Genomic DNA, 22,447 nt, shown 5'->3' on the forward strand with positions numbered 1-22,447 from the left:
CGCGCTGCGGCAAGGGCGGCGCGACGGCCAGCGGAAGCGTTCAGTGGTCCGACGCGGCGAAGGCGCCGATCCCCGTTTCCGCCCGCACCCGCTGCGCCGCATAGCCCGCCTTGTCCACCGCCGCGCGGGGCGAGCGGTCGAGCAACGAGATCAGCCAGATCGAAAGGAAGCCCGCCGGGACGGAGAAGATCGCCGCGGAACTGTAGGGGAAGGGCGCGGGGCCGAGGTTGAAGGTGGTCGTCCACACGGCGGGCGACAGCAGCGTCAGCACGAAGGCGGTCAGCAGGCCGATGGTCCCGCCCCATGCCGCGCCGCGGGTGGTGCACCCGCTCCAGAGCAGCGAGAGGATCAGCACCGGGAAATTGCCCGACGCCGCCAGCGCGAAGGCAAGGCTGACCATGAACGCCACATTCTGCTTCTCGAACACCAGCCCCAGCAGCACCGCCAGCGCGCCCAGCGCCAGCGTGGTCAACCGCGACACGCGCAGTTCGTCCGCCGAACCCGCCCGGCCATGTTTGAACACCGTGGCGTAGAGATCATGGCTGACTGCCGACGCCGCCGAGAGCGTCAGCCCCGCCACCACGGCGAGGATGGTCGCGAAGGCCACCGCCGAAATGAAGCCCAGAAAGGCATTGCCGCCGATCGCATGCGCCAGATGGATCGCCGCCATGTTGCCGCCGCCGCGCAACGCGCCCTCCCCGTCCAGATAGCCGGGCTCCGTTCCCACCAGCACGATCGCGCCGAAACCGATGATGAAGGTCAGGATGTAGAAATAGCCGATCCACCCGGTCGCCCAGAGCACCGACTTGCGCGCTTCCTTCGCATCCGGAACGGTGAAGAAACGCATCAATATGTGCGGCAGGCCCGCCGTCCCCAGCATCAGCGCGAGGCCGAAGGAAATGGCCGAGACGGGGTCCTTGATGAAATTGCCCGGCGCCATGATGGACCGCCCCCGTTCCGCCGCTTCGGCCATGGTCGCCCCGCCGGACAGGGCGGCCTGGCGCTTCACCTCCACCGCGCGGGCGAACAGCGCTTCAAGGCTGAAGCCCATCTGCGCCAGCACCATCAGCGCCATGAAGCTGGCGCCGCCCAGCAGCAGCACCGCCTTGATGATCTGCACCCAGGTCGTCGCGCGCATGCCGCCGAACAGGACGTAGAGCATCATCAGCGCGCCGACGATCACCACCGCCACGGCATAGGGCAGGCCGAACAATAATTTGATGAGCTGCCCCGCCCCCACCATCTGCGCGATCAGGTAGAAGCTGACGACCAGCAGCGTGCTGACCGCCGCGAAGCTGCGCACCGGCGGCTGGGCGAAGCGGTAGGAGGCGACATCGGCAAAGGTGAAGCGCCCAAGATTGCGAAGCCGTTCCGCCATCAGGAACAGCAGGATCGGCCAGCCGACCAGAAATCCGGTGGAATAGATCAGACCGTCATAGCCGTCGTTGAAGATCTGCGCCGAAATGCCAAGGAAGGAGGCCGCCGACATATAGTCGCCTGCCATGGCGAGACCGTTCTGGAAACCGCTGATCCCGCCCCCCGCCGTATAGAAATCGGAAGCGGTACGGGTGCGCGCCGCCGCCGCCTTGGTGATCCAGAGCGTCAGCCCGACAAAGGCGACGAACATGAGGATCGCGACCCAGTTGACGGGCTGGCGCTGCGCCTCCCCCTCCAGCGCCGCTGCGAGCGCGGGGAGCGGGAGAAGCATGATGGAGGCGGTGGCAAGCGCGGCAAGCCAAGCCCTCATGCGACGCGATCCTGGAAGCCGTGGTCGATCAGGAGGGCCGCCATCCGGGCGTCATGGTGGCGGTTGGCATAGGCGACATAAACGCCGGTCAGCGCAATCGCGAGCAGGATGAGGCCAAGCCCGACCGGAATGCCGATCGACGTCACGCCCGGGCCGACGGGCATGCCCAGCAGCGCCTTGTCGAAGGCGATCAGCAACAGATAACCGACGAAAGCGAAGAAGATGATGGCGGACAACAGCCAGCCGATCTTCGCCCGACGCGCCACCAGCCGGGCATAGCGCGGATCGGCCGCCACGGCTGCGATCCTCTGTTCGTCCGGTCCGTCGCTCATGCGCCCTCCTTCGTCCTTTCGGCCATGCTAGCCGCGCGCCGGGCGATTGCAATGGCAAGCGCGGAGGCTTTATAGCTCGCATCATGGACTTGCGGGCCAACTGTTCTATGCACATATAACAGTTCGAACCGCCCCTGGCCCCTGGGAGATGACATGGCTTCGACCGCGCCGACCGCCACCGCCACGACCTCTGGCGACACGCTGAACCTGACGCCGCCCGATCCGGTGCCGCCGGTCGCGCCCGAAAAGGCCGCCGGGCTGGTGCCGCTGGATGACGAGAAACGGTCGAAGCTGGACGAGAAGGTCGATGCCTTCATCGACGATCTGGTCGCGCAGGACGCCAATTCGCCCGAATTCGGCCAGCGGGTCGACCAGCTCACCAATATGGGGCGCAAGGAAATCGCGGAGGCGGCCGGGCATTCGAACCGCTTCCTCGACCGGCCGGTGCGGGCGATGGACAGCGACAACAAGGTCGGCGTCGACCTGGCGGAGCTGCGCCGGACCATCGAGGATCTCGACCCCGGCAAGCGCGGCAGCCTGACCGCGCCGAAGAAGCTGTTCGGCCTCATCCCCTTCGGCAACCGGATGCGCGACTATTTCGACAGCTACAAGAGCGCGCAGAGCCATATCAATTCGATCCTGGGCTCCCTCGCCAGCGGCAAGGACGTGCTGATCAAGGACAATGCCGCGATCGATGTCGAGCGGCAGAATATGTGGCAGACGATGGGCCGTCTGGAGCAGATGATCCACATCAGCAAGACGCTCGACGCCCGGCTGGAAGCCAAGGCGCTGGAACTGGATTCGACCGACCCCGCGAAAGCCAAGGCGATCCGGGAGAGCGCGCTCTTCTACATCCGCCAGCGCACGCAGGACCTGCTGACGCAGATGGCGGTGACGGTGCAGGGCTATCTGGCGCTGGACCTCGTCAAGAAGAACAATGTCGAGCTGGTGAAGGGCGTCGACCGCGCCAGCACCACGACCGTCGCCGCGCTGCGCACCGCCGTCACCGTGGCGCAGGCGCTGGTCGGGCAGAAGCTGGTGCTGGAACAGATCACCGCGCTCAACACGACGACCGCGAACATGATCGATTCGACCGGCGAGATGCTGAAGAACCAGACGGCGCAGATTCATGAGCAGGCCGCATCCAGCACCATTCCCATCGAGACGCTGCAACGCGCCTTCCAGAATATCTACGACACGATGGACAATATCGACACGTTCAAGCTGAAGGCGCTGGAGAATATGAAGACGACGGTGAACACGCTGTCGAACGAGGTGGAGAAGTCCAAGGGCTATATCGCCCGCGCCGAAGGGCAGGCGCAGGCGGCAAGCCAGGCCCGTGCCGACAATCCGTTGCTGAGTTCCATCGAGGCGTGAGGGGATGAGCCGTTCCGACCGCGTGCTGGCCGATGCGGAGGCGGTTCTGCGCCGCCATAGCGAGCGCGGGCAAAGCCTGTCGGCGCGTGCCCGGCAGCGGCGCAACGCGGCGCTGATGCGGAAGGTCAAATATGCCTTCTGGGCGGTGACTGCGGTCCTGATCGGCAGCGCGGTGGCGGGTTTCGTGACCCCGCTGGGCACGACCGGGGTGATGATCGCGCTGGGGGCGATGCTGGCGGCCCTGCTGCTGGTCGCCATGCTTCCCGGCGAAAAAAGGGTGCGGACAGAGGCGCTGGCGGATACGGCGCTCACCGCCCTGCCCCTGCAAACCGAAATATGGCTGGAGAATCAGCGCAAGGCCCTGCCCGCACCGGCCGTCACGCTGGTCGACAGCATCGGCGTCAAGCTGGAAACCCTGGCGCCGCAACTCGAACGGCTGGGCGATCAGGACCCGGCGGCGCAGGAAATCCGCAAATTGCTGGCCGATCACCTGCCCGAACTCGTCACCGGCTACCAATCCATTCCCGAGCCGCTTCGGCGGGAGGAGCGCAATGGGCGCGTTCCCGAACGGCAATTGATCGACGGACTGGGCGTGATCGACGCGGAAATCGCGCGGATGAGCGAAAATCTGGCGAGCGGCGACCTGGACAAGCTGGCGGTGCAGAACCGCTTCCTGGAACTCAAATATCAGGAAGCGAAGGAACTTGGGCAGGACTGACGTCTTCCTACAGTGATGATCCATTTGACGCTGATCATCGTCGATTTCCTCACCGGACTGCTGGCGGCCGGCGCCTGGGCGCTGGCGAGCGCGGGAGGAGCCATTGCGGCGCTTGTCGGCGGCGGACTGCTGGGCGCGTCGCTGTTCCGGAAATGGCGGCAAAAGGGCTGAAGACAAGGGGTGTCAGACGCCTTCAATCAGCACATCCATGGCATGGCGGGTCAAAGGCTCGCTGAAACGTATGCCGAAGCGCTTGCCCTCGGCCCACATGACGCGACCGCTCGCCTGCACGCCCAATGCCTCGACCATGAGGTAGGTGCCGGTTGTCGGCGGGGTTTCGCAATGGGCCAGCGCGCCCGAGCTGGAAAGGTCCAGAAAATGGGCCCGCGCCGCCGTGCCGCCGAAACGCAGCGCAACCGGCCCGAACATCTTGTGGCGCGGGTCGAGCCGCCGCTGCCCTGCGGCGCCAGTCAGGTCTGTCATATCCTGCCCTCTCCCCAAGGCATCAGGTCGTCCAATGGTCAACGCATCATAGAATCGCTGGCAGCGCATTAACCATAATCCGCGCCAAGAAAAGCCTCCCGGCGACAGGAAGGTCAGGACCGAAGGGCGCAGGGAACGATGGAGGAAGGTTCGGGCCGGGCTGCGATGCGCTTGAACCGGGCGAAATAGCCCCCGGCCGTCGGCTTCGGGATGAGTTCCTCCAGCCGGAACCCCATGGCGGCCAGTTCGCAGGCGAGCAGGCGCGGCGGCGTTCCATGCTGGTCGGTCGGGCGGTTGGCGTCGACCACGATCAGTTCGCCATCCGGCTTGAGCGCGGGACTCAAATGCCAGAGAAAGGCGTAGGGCTCCGCGATCTCATGGTACATATGCACCATGAGGATGCGGTCGAAGCTGTTTTCCGGCAGCTTCGGGTCCTCCGGCGCGCCCAGGCGGACGCTGACATTGCGCCAGTCTTCCCGGGTGATGCGCCGGGACAGAGCCTCGATCACTTCGGGCATGATGTCCTCCGCCAAGACCCGGCCGCTGTCGCCCACCCTCCTGGCGAGGCGTACCGTATAATAGCCTTCGCCCGCGCCGATGTCCGCGACCGTCATGCCGGTGCGGATGCCGGCCCGGTTCATGATGTCCTCGGCCTCGTTCACCCGGTCGCGCGCCTCCTCGCTGGACCAGCGGGTGGACACGATCGGCGCGACCGGGCGGTCGGCGCGCGGAAAGGCGCGAGCGCCTGCCGGGCGGTCGCCATTGCTGTCCGACGAAAACGGGCCGCAGCCCGCCAGCAGGAACAGGCATGCTGTCAGTGTTCCGGCCGCCAGCGCCGGAGCTTTCATCAGTCGACGTCCTCCACATCGACCTTCTCGCCCGTCACCTTCTGGCTGAGCGCGGCGGCCATGAAGGGATCGAGCGCGCCGTCCAGCACATCGTCGGGCGAGGTGGAGGTGACGCCAGTGCGCAGATCCTTCACGAGCTGATAGGGCTGGAGCACATAGGAGCGGATCTGGTGGCCCCAGCCGATCTCCGTCTTGGCCTGATATTCGCCCGAGGCGGCTTCTTCGCGGCGGCGCAGTTCCGCTTCGTAAAGGCGCGCCTTCAGCATGTTCATGGCCGTGGCGCGGTTCTTGTGCTGCGACCGGTCGTTCTGGCTGGCGACGATGATGCCCGAGGGGACGTGGGTGATGCGGACGGCGGAGTCGGTGGTATTGACGTGCTGCCCGCCCGCGCCCGAGGCGCGATAAGTGTCGATCTTGAGGTCGCTTTCATTCACCTCGATCTCGATATTGTCGTCGATCACCGGATAGACCCAGACCGACGAGAAGCTGGTGTGGCGGCGCGCCGAACTGTCATAGGGGCTGATGCGCACCAGCCGGTGCACCCCGCTTTCGGTCTTGGCATAGCCATAGGCATTCTCGCCCTTGAACAGGAAGGTGGCGGACTTGATGCCCGCCTGATCGCCCGCCTGATAGTCGACCAGTTCGACCTTGTAGCCGCGCCGTTCGGCCCAGCGGCGGTACATGCGGCTGAGCATTTCGGCCCAGTCCTGGCTTTCCGTGCCGCCCGCGCCCGCGTGGATTTCCAGATAGGTGTCGCTGGCGTCGGCCTCGCCCGCCAGCAGCGCCTTGATCTTGTCCTCGTCCGCGCGGTCGGCCAGAGCCTTCAAGGACGCGATGGCTTCGGTCACCATATCCTCATCGCCTTCGGCGTCGGCCATTTCGATGAGTTCGGCGGTGTCGGTCTTCTCGCTCTCGATCGCGCGGGTGGCGCCGATGGCGGCGTCGAGCCGGGTGCGTTCGCGCATCACTTCCTGGGCAAGCTTCTGATTGTCCCAGAGGGTCGGGTCCTCGACGCGGGCGTTCAGTTCGTCGAGGCGACGCAGGGCGCGGTCCCAGTCGAGGAAGCGGCGCAGCAGGTCCAGCGCGGCGTCGATGCGGTCGATATATTGCTGCGCTTCGGCGCGCATGGGAACTCTCCAGAATGTCGGGGCGCTTGGTCGTAGGATCGACAAACGCATCAAGTGCCTGCCCCTATCCGAGGGCGGCGGATTTGGGAAGATTCAATCCTTGCCGGCGAATGCGCAAGGATCGGATGGAATCAGGCCGAATCCGCCGCTGTCGCAGCCCCGCCTGAAATCATCCCCGCCCATCACTCCGCCGCCATCGCATAGTTCGAGCGCGGCAGTTCATGCGCCAATGCATTCACCATGGCAGCCACCACCTGCTGCAAGCGGGCAAGCCCCGGTCCCGGCTGGTCCAGCGAGACGTCCAGATAGAGGCTCCGGTCGCATTCCACCTGGATCGCATAACAGCCATGCGTCGGCCTGCCGTGGCGTTCGACCATATGGTCGCCCGCATAAGGATGATTTTGCGCGACGGCGATGCCGTGGGCGGCGGCGACATCCGCTGCCAGCGTCATCAGCCGAGCCGAGGCGCTGCGGCCGAATCGGTCCCCCAGCACGAGTCCGGGAGCAACCTGCCCCGCGGTGGGCGGGGGAAGCGGCGGCATGGAATGCAGGTCGATCAGGATCGCATGGCCATGGGCATCGCGCGCCGTCCGCATCAATCGCGCGAGCGCCGCATGATAGGGCCTGTGGAACAATTCGATCCGGCGTTCGACCTCCGCCCAGCCCAGCGAGCGCTGCCATAGCTCATGCGCGCCCGGCAAGCGGCGCGGGATCAGGCCCAGCCCGCCCCGCAATTTGGCGCTGCTCTGCAAGGGAACGTCGCGCGGAATGCCGCTGACCATGCCTGCGTCGATCTCCCGCTCATGCCGGTTGAGGTCGATCGTCGCTCGCGGCACCCGCGCCACCAGCACCGGAACGCCCCGTTCGATCAGCGGATAGGCCAGCATGTCCGCCCAGCGATCCTCCAGCCTTTGCAGCACATCCCGCCGCACCCGCGCCTGTGCCAGCAGCCCCTCGTCATAATCCCGCCCCGCATGCGGCACGGAAACGACCACCGGCCCGGCGGGGACATCGGGTTCGTAAAGATCGTAGGCGGGCGTGGTTTCGGTCGGAACCGGCGGCGCGCTATGTCCCAAGCAAGATCCTTTCACAGGCCGCCGCCCAAAAATGGTTACTCGGCTGGATAATATTTACACCTTGTCGCATATATAGTCGCTTCACGCCATCCGCGAAGGGGGCGATCAGGGGTCGGCCGTCACAGGCCTGGGACGAGACGTACGGGGCAATGGTTCGAATTCTGCTGGCGGAAGATGATGAAAGCATGCGCGCCTATCTGGCCCGCGCGCTGGAACGTTCAGGATATGAAGTCGTCTCCGTCTCCACCGGAGCGCAGGCGGTGCCGCATATCGACAGCGACCGGTTCGACCTGCTGCTGACCGACATCGTCATGCCGGAAATGGACGGGATCGAACTGGCCCAGCATGCCGCCGCCGTGGCGCCCGACATGCGAATCATGTTCATCACCGGCTTTGCCGCCGTCACGCTGAAAGCGGGCAAGGCCGTGCCGCAGGCGAAGGTCCTGTCAAAGCCGTTTCACCTGCGCGACCTGGTGCTGGAGGTCGAGCGCATGTTCGGCACCGAAAGCCTGACCGGCCTCAGCTAGGCCGAGACAACCTCTTCCATATCGGGCGTCGGCGGCAGGGGCTGCCCGGCCATGGCGGCCGCGAACCGTTCCCGGTCCAGCCCCTTTTCCCAAACCGACACCACCACCGTCGCGACCGCATTGCCGATGAAATTGGTGAGGCTGCGGCATTCGCTCATGAAGCGGTCGACGCCCAGGATCAGCGTCATGCCCGCCACTGGCACCGACGGCACGATGGAAAGCGTCGCTGCGAGCGTGATGAACCCCGCCCCCGTGACGCCCGCGGCCCCCTTGCTGGAAAGCATGGCGACCAGCAGCAGCAATATCTGCTCCTCCAGGCTCAGATGCACATTGGTCGCCTGCGCGATGAACAGCGCCGCCAGCGTCATGTAGATATTCGTGCCGTCCAGGTTGAAGCTGTAGCCGGTCGGCACGACCAGCCCGACCACGGACTTGCGGCACCCGGCGCGCTCCATCTTCTCGATCAGGCTCGGCAGCGCCGCTTCGGAGGAGGAGGTGCCGAGCACCAGCAGCAGTTCCGCCTTCAGGTAGCGGATCAGATGCAGGATGTTGAACCCGGCGAGCCGCGCCACCACGCCCAGCACCACCAGCACGAACAATATCGATGTCAGATAGAAGGTCGCCACCAGCCCGGCCAGATTGGCGAGCGCCCCCACCCCATATTTTCCGATGGTGAAGGCCATCGCGCCGAAAGCACCCAGCGGCGCCGCCTTCATCAGGAAGGACACCAGCTTAAAGATCGCATGGCTGGCCGATTCGAGCACCGTCATCAGTGGATCGGCCCTTTCCCCGATCATGGTGAGCGCGATGCCGAACAGGATGGCGACGAACAACACCTGCAGGATATTGTGTCCATCCGCCACGGCGGAGACCAGCGTGCCGGGTATGATGTCCAGCAGGAAACCCGTGAGCGTCCGGTCATGCGCCTGCTGCTGATATTGCGCGACCTTCCCGGCATCCAGCGTCGCCGGGTCGATATCGAGGCCTGCCCCGGGATGGACGACATTGGCGACGATCAACCCGACGATCAGCGCCAGGGTGGAAAAGGTCAGGAAATAGGCGAAGGCCTTGGCCGCGACACGGCCGATCGCGCCCAGCTCCTTCATCCCCGCCACGCCGGTCACGATGGTGAGGAAGATGACGGGCGCGATGATCATCTTGACCAGCTTGATGAAGGCTTCCCCCAGGGGCTGCAGCGCGACGCCGGTTTCGGGAAAGAAATGCCCGATCCCAACGCCAAGGGCGATGGCGATCAGCACCTGAACATAAAGCTGGCGATAGAATGGCAGGCGGGCGATGGGCTGATCAGACGGCGTGGGCGATGGCAGCATGGCGTTTGGCGTCCCCTTTTCGCACCGCAACATATGACCTGCCGGGCTGCTGTCCAGAAGAATAGCGGCAAGGCTCAATTTCCCGCTTGCGCTCCCTTACACCCCCGGCTATTGGCCCACTCCACCGTGGGCGTGTAGCTCAGTGGTAGAGCACTGTGTTGACATCGCAGGGGTCGCAAGTTCAATCCTTGCCACGCCCACCATCGAAAACCCCGCCAAATCAACGGTTTGGCGGGGTTTTTGTTTGCCTGCCGCAAGCCGTAGAGCCTGGCCATGCCCATCAATTTTTGGGCAAATTCTGGGCAAATCCTGGTCTCTTTGGGCAAATTCTGGGCATGCAAATGCCGGGCGATCGGAGCGAAATCCCGAGTCGCGCACACCGCCGAAATTATCTTGGACCGCAAGCGCTTCGCTTAGCTCGGGCTCCAAAAGGGTCGATCCCGCAGCCGCGCAGGAAGCGTACAAACGCTGCTCGCCCATCACGGCCGTTGCCTGCCGACGCATCCGTGCACTGCCACGAAGCCGGGCACCTCCATGGAATGGATGATCACCTTGCTGTCGCTTGGCATACTGTTCCAGTTCAGCATGCGCCCGTACCAATCAGGACGACAGCCTGCCCCAGACCTTCATAAAAGCTAACGCGCCTCACGCTGAAGCATTCGGAGCGAGACTCCCGGCGCAAGCGCGCGATCAGAGGGAACAGGAAGATAAGATGCTCTCCATTCGAACCCGTGGCAAGAACGGCATTTATTATATCCGAGGTACCGTCACGCTTGGCGACAAGCACATCGACGTCAAGGAGTTCAGTTCAGGAACGAGTGACCGCGATGCTGCGGCGCACCTGATGGCGGAACATGAGACGAAGCTGCGGCACCGGCTGATGTTCGGTCCGGCCGCGATCGTGGCGCAAGGCAAAATAGCCGACGCTTTTGAAAGCTACCTGACGAAGGCAAAGCCCCCCTGCCCGTCCGACATCCTGCGCATCGGCAAGCTCAATGGCCTGATCGGAGACTTCAGCCTGCGCGAACCCAAGCAGGCCTGGGAGCATTTTCGCCGCGCCTATCTGACCGGCCATGACCCGGCGGGTCAGGATCGCTATCGCGCCGTGTTCCAGGCCGCGATCAACGTCCATCACGACCTGCACGACCTTCCGCCCCTGCGCATCAAGGCGATCCCGTTCGACAATGAACGGGTGCGCTTTCTCAGCAAGGAAGACCGCGACCGGCTGATCGAGGCCTACTCACCGCACATACAGCCGATCATCACCCTGCTCGCCTTCCATGGCCCACGCATCCAGACGGCATTGCAGCTCCCGTGGGGTGTCGAGGGCGTTGATATAGAGCAAGGATCGATCCGGCTTAACCACAGCAAGAATGCCGTCATCCGGTCCGTTCCGATGCATCCCCGCGTCATGGACGTCCTGCGTCCGATCTGGGAGAAGCGAGGGCAGCCGACAAAGGGGCATGTTTTCCTCAACCGGTTGGGCAAGCCCTATTCCGACACCCGCAAGGCGAAGATCCCCGGCGGCAACCCGATCAGGAATCAGCACGCCACTGCGTGCAAGCGCGCAGAGATAGAGGATTTCACCGTCCATGACTGGCGCCACCACTGGGCATCGCACTGCGTCATGGCCGGGATCGACCTCATCACCATCATGAACATGGGCGGCTGGAAGTCGCTGCGCATGGTCCAGCGCTATTCCAGCGTCAGCGTCGATCACATGCGTGAATCCATCAATAGGCTCAGCTAAAGCGAGCCGCACGTCCGAGAAGGATTTGGGGCAGACCGCACAGTCTGCTCCATTTCCTGCGAGAACCGATAGCCTAGCGAAGCCGCCCATAGGGTGCAGCGCAATCAGAGAAAGCGCCTCGAGAGGTTGTTCAGTGGTTGAGCGAGCGACTGATGGCGGCATGGATTGTAGCCTGCCTCGCGGTCGATACCAGTTGCGGGTGTGAAGCCAGGTCCCCGCGCCTGTTGCGGCGGCCTGATGCATCTCGACAAAGTTTCGGGGGGAATATGAGAACGGGATACCGCTATCTTCGAACACTTAGAGCGGAATTCCGCTTGATCTTCGAAATTTTTCCTGTAGCGATATTCCGCATAGTATATATTTTTAGAGCGGAATTCCGCATGCAAATGGATATTTTTTCTATCCTGGGGGATCAATTGCGTCATTGGCGCGGCAGACGCTCCATGAGTCAACTTGGATTGGCCCGGCGGCTTGGTCGTGATCGCGCGCGCATCTCTGAACTCGAACGTGATCTGATCGGCGGCCGCCGGGGTCGCGACCGCCTGACGCTATTCGCCGAGATCTGCGACGCGCTGGATCTGGTGCCCGTCCTCGTGCCACGCGCCCAGGCTAGCGCAGTCCGTAATCAGGTCGAAGGCGCGCGCGGCATCGACTTCAACCACCCGGTGCGCTCGACGTTCGAGGAGTTGTTCGTCGATCTCGATGAGGACGAAGAGGAGAACCGCTAGATGGGGAAGGCTTCCGCGATCCTCGGCGTTCACCTGCTTGATGCGAAGCTTGGGCCAGTGAAGGTAGGAACGCTCACGCGCGATGCCGACGGCGCGGTCGCCTTCACAGTGTCCGAATCCTATCTCCGCGACACGGCACGGCCCGTACTCAGCCTTGGCTGGTATGATCCGACGTCTGACGCAGGCACCCGCGACCGGCTTTCCGCTCGTGGCGACAAGATTGGCCTGCACGGCTCGATCCCGCCCTGGTTTGCCGGGTTGCTTCCCGAAGGCGCGCTTCGCGAACTGGTGCTCACCGAAATGGGTCCCGGGGATCATGACCAGTTCGACGTGCTCACCCGGCTGGGCGCCGACCTTCCCGGCGCCGTGCTGGTTACAGCCGAAACCGACACACCAGCCTCCGCCGGCCCTCTCGATCTGATATCTATAAAAGGCTTCAAGGCGGCCGAACCCAAGGGTGTGGTCAAATTCTCACTCGCCGGAGTCCAACTCAAATTCACCGCCAATATCGACGGCGAACGGCTTACACTTCCCGCCCGGGGCGACACCGGCCGCTGCATCATCAAGGTAGCAAGCGATACCTATCGCGGGCTTCCGGAAGCTGAGCATGGCGCAATGACGCTGGCGGGCATGATCGGCGTCGAGACAGCGCCTTGTCGGCTGATGCCGCGCGCCGCCGTCGCGGGTATACCCGACGAAATGCTCGAACACGGCGAGCAGGTATTGGTGGTCGATCGGTTCGATCGCGCAGCCGACGACACGCGCATTCACATTGAGGACGCCGGGCAGGTCATCGGAGCGATCGGGGATCGCAAATATACCATGGCCACCACCGAAACCGTCATCAACATGATCAGCCGCTTCAGTACTGACCGCCGCGCCGACATCCTCGAGGCAATCCGCCGCATTGTCGCGGACGTGCTGATCGGCAACGGCGATAATCACCTCAAGAACTGGTCCTTCCGTTTCCCTGAACCGGGGCAGGTCCGCTTGTCACCAGCCTACGACATTGTTCCGACTGTCCTTTTTCAGCCGCGCGACACGCTCGCTCTACGGTTCGTACGCACCCACAGCTTCGACACTGTCAACCTCCACCGATTCGAACGAGTGGCGAGCTTTCTGCGGGTGGACCCCAAGTGGGTCGTTCGCGAGGTCAAGGCGACGGTGGAACGTGCGTTGGACACTTGGCCAGCTACGGCGCCGGAACTTCTGGGCGAGCGGTGGTCGGGAACACTTCTCGCAAGGCTCAACACGCTGGCGCTGGTCCAGGAAGTGCGAGGTTCGGCAAAGATACCGATCGGCTCTTGAAGTTCGAGAGATGGCTGGACACCGTCCACGACTGGCGCCACCAACTGGGCATCGCACTGCCTCATGGCCGGGATCGACCTCATCACCATCATGAACATGGGCGGCTGGAAATCGCTGGGCATGGTCCAGCGCTATTCCAGCGTCAGTGTCGACCACATGCGTGAATCCATCAACAAGCTGAACTGAAGCGGATCAGGTAACATCAAAGAAGAATGTGGGGCAGGCGACGGAGACCAGCTCCACTTTTTCAGTCATACCATGAAAATCCACTCGCCACTCTCTGGGGTGCTGACAGGTCCATGAAACCCTCAAGGGATCCACGCCGCCTGGCGCTGCACATTACAGATCATATTCCCTAAACTTTGCAAACCCCCAGATTCCTATTCACCTCGATACTCCAGCGCCATCAGCTGTGCCTCACCAGGCCAACCAACGAGAAGCGTACCGGCAGGACCGCCGACCCTGCCGGTTCTACTCAGAGACCTATCACGCCGGCAAGACCGCCGATATCCGCGATTTGGTGGGTGGCATAATGAGGTAGGCTAGGCTCATGTCCGCGCGCGACGAACACGCGCGCACCGTAACCCAGATCACAGGCGGACATGTGATCATACCGAAAACTGGAAGATACGTGCATGGCTTCTTCGGGGGAGCACCCGAGCTGGTCGAACATATATTCGAAAGCCTGCAGCCGCGGCTTGTACGCCTGCGCATCCTCTGCCGTGAAGACATGGGCGAACGGAGCGCCGAGCTTGGCGACGTTATCATGTATCTGTGCGTTATCCGCGTTGGAAAGGATCACCAGGGGGATTTCCTTGGCGACCTTGGCTAGACCCTCGGGGACATCGGGATGAGGACCCCAGGTTGGAATGCTATTATAGATTTTGGATGCGTCCGCCTCGCGAAATTCCACGCTCCACTTCCGGCAGAGACGTTCGACGGAGTTCCGGACTACCTCATGCAATGGCTTCCAGTCGCCAAGAACTTCGTCGAGCCGGTATGCTTTAAAGTCCGCGAGAAAGGCCTCCATCTGCTCCGAGGCAATACGATCGGCAAACAGCTGACGGCCCATCGGCCCCATCTCGTAATTGGTCAGGGTGCCATAACAATCGAATGTGATGTATTTGGGTCTAAATTGGCTCATTGGAAATCCTTCCGTTGTTCGTTCCGCACCGCGAGAACGCGACGGCCCCGCTGGCCCAATACTGGTTCAGCCAAGCAGAAGAAGATTCCGATCAAAGGCGAAGTGTGCAGACTTGTAGCCGTTTTTAACCACGAAACAGGCAATAAACGTGCCTTGTAGCATAGTAAGATCATGTCAGGGTGAGAACGGCGGTGCAAAATTAGACCACGGTGGCGGCGGCGAAGTGCTGCTGCGGGCGGCGTAAAAGTCGTCCACTTTGCCTTCTTTGCGCGAGCAGGGAGGGCGTGGAGATATATACCGTGGATCTTTACCTGAAGGTGCGTCTTGCTTGCGCGGGCGGCATGAGCCAGCGTGAGGCGGCGAAGCATTTCAACGTATCGCGCGACACGGTCCGCAAGATGCTGTCGTATTCGGAGCCCCCCGGTTACCGCCGGACGGCGGCGGTGCGGCGGCCCAAGCTGGAAGCGTTCGTTCCGATCATCGATGCATGGCTTGATGGTGACCGTCAGGTTCCGCGCAAGCAGCGTCATACGGCGAAGCGGGTATTTGACCGCCTTCGCGAAGAGCACGGTTTCACCGGCGGCTACACGATCATCAAGGATTACATCCGACAGCGCGAGCAGCGCAGCCGGGAGATGTTCGTGCCGCTGGCGCATGCGCCCGGCCATGCCCAGGCAGATTTTGGTGAGGCCATGGTCGAGATCGGCGGTGTTGTGCAGAAGGCGCATTTCTTCGTGCTCGATCTACCGCACAGCGACGCCTGCTACGTGCGCGCCTATCCCGCTGCCGTTGCCGAGGCATGGATGGACGGCCACGTGCACGCCTTCGCGTTTTTCGGCGCGGTGCCGCTGTCGATCGTCTACGATAACGACCGCTGCCTGGTCTCGAAGATCCTGCCCGACGGCACGAGGCAGCGCGCCCGGCTGTTCAGCGGCTTCCTGTCGCATTACCTGATCCGCGATCGTTACGGCCGTCCCGGCAGGGGGAACGACAAAGGCAGTGTTGAAGGGCTGGTCGGTTATGCTCGCCGCAACTTCATGGTGCCGATCCCCCGGTTCGCGACGTGGGAGGCGTTCAACCTGTGGCTCGAGGAGCAATGCCGCAAGCGTCAGAACGACCGGCTGCGGGGCGAGAGCGAGACGATCGGCGAGAGGCTGAAGCGCGATCTGGCGGCGATGCAGGAACTGCCGGCTGCCCCGTTCGAGGCTTGTGACCAGACCAGCGGCCAGGTCTCGTCGCAGGCGCTGGTGCGTTACCGGACCAATGATTACTCGGTGCCGGTGCGCTTCGGCCATCAGGAGGTATGGATCCGGGGCTATGTCGGCGAGGTGGTGATCGGCTGCCGGGGCGAGGTCATTGCCCGTCATGTGCGCAGCTACGAGCGCGAGGACGTGATCTTCGATCCCATCCATTACCTTCCCCTGATCGAACAGAAGATCAATGCGCTCGATCAGGCAGCGCCCCTGCAAGGCTGGCACCTGCCCGAAGCGTTTGCAACGCTGCGCCGCCTCATGGAAGCTCGTATGGGCAAGCATGGTCGGCGCGAGTATGTGCAGGTGCTGCGTCTGCTGGAGAGCTTCACGCTTGCCGATCTGCATGCGGCCGTAAAGCAGGCTCTCGATATCGGGGCGATCGGCTTTGATGCCGTGAAGCATCTCCTGCTGTGCCGGGTGGAGCGCCGACCACCCCGATTGGACATGGCGATCTATCCCTATCTGCCCAGAGCCAGGGTGGAGACGACATCGGCGCGCTCCTACATGCAGTTGCTCTCGGGCGATGCGAAGGATGCGGCATGAGCAGTCCGTCCCCCGAGCTGTTACTGGCCAGCCACCTCAAGACGCTCAAGCTACCAACCTTCCTGCGCGAGCATGACAAGCTGGCCCGGCGATGCGCGGCCGAGGGCGCAGATCACGTCCGCTACCTTGCCCGGCTTGTCGAACTGGAGCTGATCGACCGGGAACGCCGGATGGTCGAGCGCCGGATCAAGGCTGCGAAGTTCCCGGCCGCCAAGAGCCTCGACAGCTTCGACTTTGCCGCGATCCCCAAGCTCAACAAGATGCAGGTGCTGGAACTGGCACGCTGCGACTGGATCAACCGCCGCGAGAACGTCATAGCCCTTGGTCCCTCGGGAACCGGCAAGACCCATGTGGCGATCGGCCTCGGCCTTGCCGCCTGCCAGAAGGGCCTGACGGTCGGCTTCACCACCGCGTCCGCGCTGGTCAGCGCGATGATGGAGGCACGCGACGAACGCCGCCTTCTGCGCCTCCACAAGCAAATGGCCGGATACAAGCTCCTCATCATCGATGAACTGGGGTTCGTGCCGCTCTCGAAAACCGGCGCGGAACTGCTGTTCGAGCTGATCTCGCAGCGTTACGAGCGCGGCTCGACGCTGATCACCAGCAACTTGCCGTTCGACGAGTGGACCGAAACGTTCGGCTCCGAGCGCCTGACAGGCGCGCTCCTCGACCGGCTTACCCACCACGTCTCCATACTCGAGATGAACGGAGAGAGCTATCGTCTGGCCCAAAGCCAGGCGCGCAAGGCACGCTCCAACCCCTGACAGAAAAGACCATCCGTGTGTTGGCGACCCCCACTCGGGCTACGCCCTCGCGGCGCTCGCCAGCACACGGATCACCCGGCCTGATTTTGCGCCGCCCAATGGCCGACTTTTACTCCGCCGTTGACAATTTGCGCGGGAGGTGGGGCGCCGCAGCGTAATCCTCGCAAATGCTGCCGAAGCCGGGCGCACACTACTTGACAGGCGCGCATTCGACAATGCGATCACATTGCTCTGCGCCGTGGGCGGATCGACGAACGCGATCATCCACCTTCTGGCACTTGCCGGGCGCGCCGGTGTGGACCTCTCGCTCGAACGTTTCGATGAGATTGGTCGCCGGGTGCCGCTGATTGCCAATGTTCAGCCGGCCGGCGAGCATCTGACCGAGCGATTAATGGCTGCGGGCGGGGTGCCGGCATTACTTAAAAGGCTCGCTCCCCTGCTCCATTTGGACGCCCGCAGCGTTAGCGGTCAAACGATCGGTGATGTCGTTTCGGCGGCCGAAATACTCGACGAAGACGTTATCCGTCCACTCGACAAGCCCGTTCGGATCGGAGAAACTCTAGCGGTTGTGCGGGGCAATCTTGCTCCCGATGGCGCCGTTATAAAGGTCTGCGCCGCGGAAGCCCGGCTGCTCAATCACCGTGGCCGGGCCGTCGTTTTCGAAGACGTTCAGACGATCGCCGATCGGATCGACGATCCCGCGCTCGGCATTGACGAGAACAGCATACTGATCCTGCGTAACGCCGGCCCCGTGGGTGCGGCCATGCCGGAATGGGGCATGCTGCCGCTGCCCCGCCATCTCCTGGCGCAAGGCGTACGGGACATGTTGCGCATATCCGATGCTCGGATGAGCGGCACGGCTTATGGGGCCGCCATATTGCACGTCTCTCCCGAAGCGGCAGTCGGTGGGCCGCTGGCGCTGGTTCGCGACGGGGACATGATCGAATTCAATCTTGCAGAACGGAGGCTCGATCTGCTGGTGGACAGCGACGAGCTCGAGCGTCGACGTGCCCAATGGCAGGCACCGCAGCCTCGCCACAACCGCGGCTATCGCTCGCTATATAGTCGCCACATCGAGCAAGCCCATCGGGGCTGCGACTTCGACTTCCTGCGCGGTGCCGAAAAGGATTCACTCCCCGACGGGCTGTTCGACGGCTGGGTGGGGGGATGGTAAATGGCGATCCTCTATCGCTCCGACGCGCCTCGCGCCGCAGCTTGGTCCCAGTTTTTCGCCAAGCATGCTCCCGACCTCGACTTTCGCGTCTGGCCGGATGCTGGAAACCTCGATGAGATCGAGTATCTGATTGCCTGGCAGGCGCCGCGTGAGTTCCTGACATCCTTGCCGCGGCTGAAGGTCTTGTTCTCGTCGGGCGCCGGCGTCGATCATGTCGATCTTTCCGCAGTGCCTGATCACGTCCCCCTCGTCCGCATGGTCGAACCGGGCATCATCGACGGCATGGTCGAATATGTGAGTCTCGCGGTTCTCGCGGTTCACCGTGATTTCTTCGACTATGTCGAGGCCCAAACATCGCGAGAATGGAACCCGCTCGAGGTTCCACCGGCTTCTTCCCGTACAATTGGGGTGATGGGAATGGGGGTTCTGGGCCGCGCGGTACTCGAAAGGCTGCGCAGCTATGGTTTTCGCCTCCGGGGCTGGAACCGGTCCCCGCGCACGATTATCGGTGTTGATAGCTATGCGGGGGCCGAACAATTCAACGAGTTCCTGAGTAGATGCGACGTTCTTGTGTGCCTGCTGCCACTCACGCCAAGCACCGTGGGTATATTGAACAGCAAGACATTTTCTGCCCTGCCTCATGGTGCGTCTATCATTAACGTCGGACGGGGGCCTCATCTGGTCGAAGCCGACCTTCTGGCCGCCTTGGACAGCGGTCATTTGAGCAGGGCCATCCTTGATGTCACTGAAACCGAGCCGCTCCCGCCCGAACATCCGCTGTGGGCGCACCCCCGGGTGTTTGTAACACCGCATGTGGCGAGCATGACCCAACCGGAGACGGCCGCACCGATCCTGCTCGACAACATTCGTCGAGATCAACGCAACGAACCGCTCATCGGCGTGATAGACCGATCCCGCGGCTATTGATCCAAGGTGTTGGGGCCACCGCTGGATCCTGTCATAGGCGGGGCGCCCGCTACCAATAAGCGACAGACCTGACGGAGCGGGCACGGGGCCGGCCCTCTCGCCTCTCTGCCTGTCTACTGAGTTTGCCTGTGGGCGCCGGGCCTGACTTCAGACCCGGCAGTCAGATCGCCGCGATGTTCAGCTTCGATCCATCGACCAGTCGGGACAGCCGGAACGGTACGGGATCCACGCTAGGCGTGTCGTTCGCGACAAGCTCTGCAGCCAGATAGCCGAGACCCGGACCCAATCCAAATCCATGCCCGGAGCAGCCCGCCGCGAGGACAAGGCCATCCACCCCGTCCACCTTCGATACGACAGGCACTGCGTCCGGCGTGCAATCGACGAAGCCACCCCAGGCGCTATCAATCTCGATTTGGCCGAGTTGGGGGAAGGTCTTCCGTACACTCTCCACCACCTGGCTCACCAGCCATTTCAAAGGCGGAGGATCCAGTACGCGATTCTGTTCGAAAATCCGATCGTCGCCTGTCAGCAGGGCTTGCATTGAATCCGGCCCCGAAACGAACGATCGGCCGATGCCAAGCCTGACATTCTTCAGGCGACGGAAGAATTGCGGCATGAATTCACGGCTGTAACGGATAGCCTGCGGCGTGATTTCGAGGTTCGCCTTGCCACTGATCGCAAGCGTATAGCTGCCGTCCAGTCGGCGCGTGATCGTGCAGTAGGGTGTGGAGACCGCCTCACCTATGTTGATCGTCGGGGTGGAACGCAGCGCGGTCTGTCGGATGCTCGCCTGAGGGAAACTGATCCCGAGCGGCTTAAGGAAGCGAGAGGACCAGGCGCCAGCGGCACACAGCACGGCGCTGGCCTTGATGTAACCTTTCTCCGTGTGCACGCCCGCGATCTTTCCGTTGGCCAGCTCGATTGCCCGCGCGGCGCATTCCTGGTGGATCGTCGCGCCCAAAGCCCTGGCCCCCTCGGCAATAGCCGGCGCGGCAAGGGCAGGCTCGGCCTTGCCGTCTTGTTCCGAATAGGTCCCGCCGACCCACTTGCCGCGCGCTTCGGGGACGCGCTCGGCCACTTCCGCCCGGCTCAGCACCTGGGTATCGACATCGTATTCCCGGGCGATCTCGCGCCACTTTTCCCAACCGGCGAGCACGGCCTCGTCATGAGTCGCATAGACAAGGCCGCACCGTCGGAAGCCTAGGTCTCGATTAATTTCGCGCGTGAGTTCGTCCCACAGTCGCATGGAGAGCACGGAGAGCGGCAGTTCGCGCCGGTCGCGGTTCTGCTGGCGGCACCAACCCCAATTTCGGCTCGACTGTTCGCAAGCGACGTGGCCCTTCTCGAGGAGCGCCACAGAGAGGCCGCGCTTCGCTAGATAATAGGCCGCTGTAGAGCCGAGGATGCCGCCGCCAACGATGACGACGTCAGCCTCAGACGGAAGACGCTCGTCACTATGAATGCGCTCGACCTGGGGTGACATGTTTCAACGGACCTCGATGCAAAGAGGTGGAAGCGGCGTTCCATCATTCTTCATTGCATCTTGCACTTGATAGAATGCACCGAAATCACACAGGATTTCGGAAGATTTTCGGGATTTGGCCGCTTGATTGATCGGGAACGCTCTGCCTGGCATGCCGCACCGCCTAGTAAGGGTTGGACGGCGAGCAGACCGTCCATTTTAGACCAGGCAGTGACGGTTCGAAAAAAGATGCCCGCTGTGAGCACTTTCGAGGCGGGGCTGGCGATGGTGTCGCCCACGGATGACCGACTTTGCGGCCGCCGCCGACGCAACTGACGGCTACTGAAAATGGCCCCGCCTCAGTAGGGGGACAGAGGCGGGGCCAAGACTTCTTCCAAAGGGGGAGAAGAGCAATGATATTGCGCCTTTCTGACCGAGTCGTCCATCGCGCAGATGGAACGGTTTTGGATGCGGCGCTATGCGTCCACCGACATAATCCTAAATTGCCACCCTGGCCCTTACCTCGCCAGCATATACGCATGCCAGCGACGAAATGACTCCTTATCGCGCGAGTGCCGTAATATCTATCCGGAACGACCTTCATGAACAAAGTCATTCCGGGGCGGCATGGCAGATGGATTGCCCGCCGAAATGCAAATCGGGTGGCCCTGATGAAAATTGTCCCGCCTCTTCGTGGAGGGAGGCACGAAGAGGCGGGAACGCGACCCTATGGCTTCTTGGCTCGGGATAAATGAAGGATAGCGCTTATCTTTGGCCATGTCCCATAAGGAATCAAAGACTTGCTGAGAGATGGGTTCATATTGGTCACTCAAACTGACAGCTATTACGGGGTTTGATGCTCCTCCCGCCCCTCGGCCACCAGAACGAGATAGTCGCGTATTCGAGAGCGGAACTCCTCCGCCAGATGAATATGCATCCGGCGGCCATCCACGGTATCCGGCGCCCGGATCACGGCCCCCTTCTCGCACAGCTGATTGAGATAGCGCAGCGCCGTCGTATGCGGCGCTCCCGAAGCGATGCAGGCGCTGCTCACTGAAATGGCCTTTCCCTCTGTTTCGGCAGCGAAAAGGTCCAGCAGCATATGCCACGCCGGATCGATAGTGATGCCGAACGGTAACACCGCCTGCCGAGCATCGCTTTCTCGCAACAAGCGCCGCGCCAGAGAGCCAAGACGCTTCTCCGCCACGTCACCCATCGAAGAAGGGGTTTCCTGCCCCCCGGGATCGACAAGGATTTCGGAAGGTCCCGTCAGCGATCGAATGGTTTCGCTGAGGCGGGCAAGATCGTTTTCGATCGCCTTAAGATCTGTGGGGCGGAGCAGTGCTGCGCGTTGGCCGAACATGGCGGTCATCTTTGAATCCCCCCATTTTCGAGCCTTCTCGAGGCACGTTGATCCATCAGCACGCCGACGGCCATGACGATCAGGATGGGAATGCCCCAGGCGGTGGTCATGCTGTAATAGACCTTGGAAACCAGCTTGGGCGCTGCCCAGGCAACCAGGTGCGAACAGACGCCATTGAACTGGAAGGCCGCTGCCCAGATCGGCCACCATCGTGACGAGGTCAGCGCGAGATAGATGAACCCGATCAGCAGCAGCAGGTCGCCGCTGAACACCAGAGGGTTGGGCTTGCCGAATGGATGATGGCCACCCATTCCGATGTAGGTGAGCAGGCTCGCCAGCATGACGAGCAAGGCACCTGCTTTTCCTGCCCAGCCACCTTGGAGCCAGACATAAAGCGCTATGCAGATCAGAGCTGCATTGAAGGCGGCGGACAGATCCATTCGACTTCCCCGAGATAGGCGGTCT

General features: G+C 62.7%; 23 protein-coding genes and 1 tRNA gene. 13 read left to right on the top strand and 11 right to left on the bottom strand.

What is annotated here, in order from left to right; genetic code table 11:
* Positions 1-40 precede the first annotated feature (40 nt).
* A complete protein-coding gene (locus LDB29_RS13220; RefSeq protein WP_099186139.1) occupies positions 41-1,747 on the bottom strand; it encodes a cation acetate symporter in 1,707 nt (568 codons plus the stop codon).
* The gene (locus LDB29_RS13225; RefSeq protein WP_025551652.1) at positions 1,744-2,079 is read right to left on the bottom strand and encodes a DUF485 domain-containing protein; all 336 of its coding nucleotides are present in this window, start codon (positions 2,077-2,079) and stop codon (positions 1,744-1,746) included. The genes LDB29_RS13220 and LDB29_RS13225 overlap by 4 nt, the downstream gene beginning before the upstream one ends.
* A gap of 153 nt (positions 2,080-2,232) precedes the next feature.
* Here LDB29_RS13225 and LDB29_RS13230 point away from each other — a divergent pair, with 153 nt between their 5' ends.
* Genes LDB29_RS13230 through LDB29_RS13240 form a run of 3 tightly spaced genes read left to right on the top strand, consistent with a single transcriptional unit; the run spans position 2,233 to position 4,345 of the window.
* Positions 2,233-3,456, top strand: a complete 1,224-nt coding sequence (locus LDB29_RS13230; RefSeq protein WP_025551650.1) for a toxic anion resistance protein — start codon at positions 2,233-2,235, stop codon at positions 3,454-3,456.
* Positions 3,457-3,460: 4 nt separating this feature from the next.
* Positions 3,461-4,174: a hypothetical protein gene (locus LDB29_RS13235; RefSeq protein ID WP_025551648.1), complete on the top strand. Its 714-nt coding sequence runs from the start codon at positions 3,461-3,463 to the stop codon at positions 4,172-4,174.
* A gap of 24 nt (positions 4,175-4,198) precedes the next feature.
* Positions 4,199-4,345: a hypothetical protein gene (locus tag LDB29_RS13240; RefSeq protein WP_162492720.1), complete on the top strand. Its 147-nt coding sequence runs from the start codon at positions 4,199-4,201 to the stop codon at positions 4,343-4,345.
* A gap of 12 nt (positions 4,346-4,357) precedes the next feature.
* Here LDB29_RS13240 and LDB29_RS13245 read toward each other — a convergent pair whose 3' ends face one another.
* The 4 genes from LDB29_RS13245 to LDB29_RS13260 form a co-directional block, all read right to left on the bottom strand.
* Entirely contained in the window at positions 4,358-4,657 is a 300-nt protein-coding gene (locus tag LDB29_RS13245) for a PilZ domain-containing protein (protein WP_025551646.1), read from the bottom strand.
* Between the two features lie 113 nt (positions 4,658-4,770).
* The gene (locus LDB29_RS13250; RefSeq protein ID WP_025551644.1) at positions 4,771-5,505 is read right to left on the bottom strand and encodes a class I SAM-dependent methyltransferase; all 735 of its coding nucleotides are present in this window, start codon (positions 5,503-5,505) and stop codon (positions 4,771-4,773) included.
* Positions 5,505-6,632 (bottom strand): peptide chain release factor 2, encoded by a 1,128-nt coding sequence (gene prfB / locus LDB29_RS13255; RefSeq protein WP_044660216.1) that lies wholly within the window; start codon positions 6,630-6,632, stop codon positions 5,505-5,507. The genes LDB29_RS13250 and prfB overlap by 1 nt, the downstream gene beginning before the upstream one ends.
* A gap of 182 nt (positions 6,633-6,814) precedes the next feature.
* Positions 6,815-7,708 (bottom strand): N-formylglutamate amidohydrolase, encoded by an 894-nt coding sequence (locus LDB29_RS13260; RefSeq protein ID WP_025551643.1) that lies wholly within the window; start codon positions 7,706-7,708, stop codon positions 6,815-6,817.
* A gap of 149 nt (positions 7,709-7,857) precedes the next feature.
* Here LDB29_RS13260 and cpdR point away from each other — a divergent pair, with 149 nt between their 5' ends.
* Complete coding sequence (gene cpdR / locus LDB29_RS13265) at positions 7,858-8,235, top strand: cell cycle two-component system response regulator CpdR (RefSeq protein ID WP_025551641.1); 378 nt, start codon at positions 7,858-7,860, stop codon at positions 8,233-8,235.
* Here cpdR and LDB29_RS13270 read toward each other — a convergent pair.
* Positions 8,232-9,566, bottom strand: a complete 1,335-nt coding sequence (locus LDB29_RS13270; protein ID WP_099186986.1) for a dicarboxylate/amino acid:cation symporter — start codon at positions 9,564-9,566, stop codon at positions 8,232-8,234. The two genes, cpdR and LDB29_RS13270, sit on opposite strands and share 4 nt — an antisense overlap.
* Positions 9,567-9,694: 128 nt before the next feature.
* On the opposite strand from LDB29_RS13270, the gene LDB29_RS13275 reads away from it, so the two are divergent.
* The 5 genes from LDB29_RS13275 to LDB29_RS13295 all read left to right on the top strand — a co-directional run bounded on the left by LDB29_RS13275 (position 9,695) and on the right by LDB29_RS13295 (position 13,538).
* Positions 9,695-9,769, top strand: a tRNA-Val gene (locus LDB29_RS13275).
* Between the two features lie 509 nt (positions 9,770-10,278).
* Entirely contained in the window at positions 10,279-11,316 is a 1,038-nt protein-coding gene (locus LDB29_RS13280) for a site-specific integrase (protein WP_048578270.1), read from the top strand.
* Between the two features lie 380 nt (positions 11,317-11,696).
* Positions 11,697-12,044, top strand: coding sequence for a helix-turn-helix transcriptional regulator (locus LDB29_RS13285; protein WP_048578269.1), 348 nt, complete (start codon positions 11,697-11,699; stop codon positions 12,042-12,044).
* Positions 12,045-13,352, top strand: a complete 1,308-nt coding sequence (locus LDB29_RS13290) for a type II toxin-antitoxin system HipA family toxin (RefSeq protein ID WP_025551780.1) — start codon at positions 12,045-12,047, stop codon at positions 13,350-13,352.
* 63 nt (positions 13,353-13,415) lie between these two features.
* The gene (locus tag LDB29_RS13295; protein WP_257554349.1) at positions 13,416-13,538 is read left to right on the top strand and encodes a hypothetical protein; all 123 of its coding nucleotides are present in this window, start codon (positions 13,416-13,418) and stop codon (positions 13,536-13,538) included.
* 289 nt (positions 13,539-13,827) lie between these two features.
* Here LDB29_RS13295 and LDB29_RS13300 read toward each other — a convergent pair whose 3' ends face one another.
* A complete protein-coding gene (locus LDB29_RS13300) occupies positions 13,828-14,496 on the bottom strand; it encodes a haloacid dehalogenase type II (RefSeq protein ID WP_048578268.1) in 669 nt (222 codons plus the stop codon).
* Between the two features lie 299 nt (positions 14,497-14,795).
* On the opposite strand from LDB29_RS13300, the gene istA reads away from it, so the two are divergent.
* The 4 genes from istA to LDB29_RS13320 all read left to right on the top strand — a co-directional run bounded on the left by istA (position 14,796) and on the right by LDB29_RS13320 (position 19,157).
* Complete coding sequence (gene istA, locus LDB29_RS13305; protein WP_082430708.1) at positions 14,796-16,292, top strand: IS21 family transposase; 1,497 nt, start codon at positions 14,796-14,798, stop codon at positions 16,290-16,292.
* Positions 16,289-17,056, top strand: coding sequence for an IS21-like element helper ATPase IstB (gene istB, locus LDB29_RS13310; protein ID WP_054944222.1), 768 nt, complete (start codon positions 16,289-16,291; stop codon positions 17,054-17,056). The genes istA and istB overlap by 4 nt, the downstream gene beginning before the upstream one ends.
* A gap of 139 nt (positions 17,057-17,195) precedes the next feature.
* Complete coding sequence (locus LDB29_RS13315) at positions 17,196-18,230, top strand: dihydroxy-acid dehydratase (protein ID WP_257554350.1); 1,035 nt, start codon at positions 17,196-17,198, stop codon at positions 18,228-18,230.
* Positions 18,231-19,157 (top strand): glyoxylate/hydroxypyruvate reductase A, encoded by a 927-nt coding sequence (locus LDB29_RS13320; RefSeq protein WP_044660222.1) that lies wholly within the window; start codon positions 18,231-18,233, stop codon positions 19,155-19,157.
* A 160-nt stretch (positions 19,158-19,317) separates the two neighbouring features.
* Here LDB29_RS13320 and LDB29_RS13325 read toward each other — a convergent pair whose 3' ends face one another.
* The 3 genes from LDB29_RS13325 to LDB29_RS13335 form a co-directional block, all read right to left on the bottom strand.
* A complete protein-coding gene (locus LDB29_RS13325; protein WP_257554352.1) occupies positions 19,318-20,640 on the bottom strand; it encodes an FAD-binding oxidoreductase in 1,323 nt (440 codons plus the stop codon).
* 823 nt (positions 20,641-21,463) lie between these two features.
* The gene (locus LDB29_RS13330) at positions 21,464-21,991 is read right to left on the bottom strand and encodes a hypothetical protein (protein ID WP_025551790.1); all 528 of its coding nucleotides are present in this window, start codon (positions 21,989-21,991) and stop codon (positions 21,464-21,466) included.
* Positions 21,988-22,422: a hypothetical protein gene (locus LDB29_RS13335; protein ID WP_025551792.1), complete on the bottom strand. Its 435-nt coding sequence runs from the start codon at positions 22,420-22,422 to the stop codon at positions 21,988-21,990. The genes LDB29_RS13330 and LDB29_RS13335 overlap by 4 nt, the downstream gene beginning before the upstream one ends.
* Positions 22,423-22,447 lie beyond the last annotated feature (25 nt).

Origin of the sequence: Sphingobium sp. CFD-2, assembly GCF_024611135.1 — a bacterium.
Classification (GTDB): Bacteria; Pseudomonadota; Alphaproteobacteria; order Sphingomonadales; family Sphingomonadaceae; genus Sphingobium; species Sphingobium fuliginis.

Excerpts from the sequence above, each read along its gene's own strand:
- LDB29_RS13220 (WP_099186139.1), bottom strand. The coding sequence starts at position 1,747 with ATGAGGGCTTGGCTTGCCGCGCTTGCCACCGCCTCCATCATGCTTCTC.
- LDB29_RS13225 (WP_025551652.1), bottom strand. The coding sequence starts at position 2,079 with ATGAGCGACGGACCGGACGAACAGAGGATCGCAGCCGTGGCGGCCGAT.
- LDB29_RS13230 (WP_025551650.1), top strand. The coding sequence starts at position 2,233 with ATGGCTTCGACCGCGCCGACCGCCACCGCCACGACCTCTGGCGACACG.
- LDB29_RS13235 (WP_025551648.1), top strand. The coding sequence starts at position 3,461 with ATGAGCCGTTCCGACCGCGTGCTGGCCGATGCGGAGGCGGTTCTGCGC.
- LDB29_RS13245 (WP_025551646.1), bottom strand. The coding sequence starts at position 4,657 with ATGACAGACCTGACTGGCGCCGCAGGGCAGCGGCGGCTCGACCCGCGC.
- LDB29_RS13250 (WP_025551644.1), bottom strand. The coding sequence starts at position 5,505 with ATGAAAGCTCCGGCGCTGGCGGCCGGAACACTGACAGCATGCCTGTTC.
- prfB (WP_044660216.1), bottom strand. The coding sequence starts at position 6,632 with ATGCGCGCCGAAGCGCAGCAATATATCGACCGCATCGACGCCGCGCTG.
- cpdR (WP_025551641.1), top strand. The coding sequence starts at position 7,858 with ATGGTTCGAATTCTGCTGGCGGAAGATGATGAAAGCATGCGCGCCTAT.
- LDB29_RS13270 (WP_099186986.1), bottom strand. The coding sequence starts at position 9,566 with ATGCTGCCATCGCCCACGCCGTCTGATCAGCCCATCGCCCGCCTGCCA.
- LDB29_RS13280 (WP_048578270.1), top strand. The coding sequence starts at position 10,279 with ATGCTCTCCATTCGAACCCGTGGCAAGAACGGCATTTATTATATCCGA.
- LDB29_RS13285 (WP_048578269.1), top strand. The coding sequence starts at position 11,697 with ATGCAAATGGATATTTTTTCTATCCTGGGGGATCAATTGCGTCATTGG.
- LDB29_RS13290 (WP_025551780.1), top strand. The coding sequence starts at position 12,045 with ATGGGGAAGGCTTCCGCGATCCTCGGCGTTCACCTGCTTGATGCGAAG.
- LDB29_RS13295 (WP_257554349.1), top strand. The coding sequence starts at position 13,416 with ATGGCCGGGATCGACCTCATCACCATCATGAACATGGGCGGCTGGAAA.
- LDB29_RS13300 (WP_048578268.1), bottom strand. The coding sequence starts at position 14,496 with ATGAGCCAATTTAGACCCAAATACATCACATTCGATTGTTATGGCACC.
- istB (WP_054944222.1), top strand. The coding sequence starts at position 16,289 with ATGAGCAGTCCGTCCCCCGAGCTGTTACTGGCCAGCCACCTCAAGACG.
- LDB29_RS13320 (WP_044660222.1), top strand. The coding sequence starts at position 18,231 with ATGGCGATCCTCTATCGCTCCGACGCGCCTCGCGCCGCAGCTTGGTCC.
- LDB29_RS13325 (WP_257554352.1), bottom strand. The coding sequence starts at position 20,640 with ATGTCACCCCAGGTCGAGCGCATTCATAGTGACGAGCGTCTTCCGTCT.
- LDB29_RS13330 (WP_025551790.1), bottom strand. The coding sequence starts at position 21,991 with ATGACCGCCATGTTCGGCCAACGCGCAGCACTGCTCCGCCCCACAGAT.
- LDB29_RS13335 (WP_025551792.1), bottom strand. The coding sequence starts at position 22,422 with ATGGATCTGTCCGCCGCCTTCAATGCAGCTCTGATCTGCATAGCGCTT.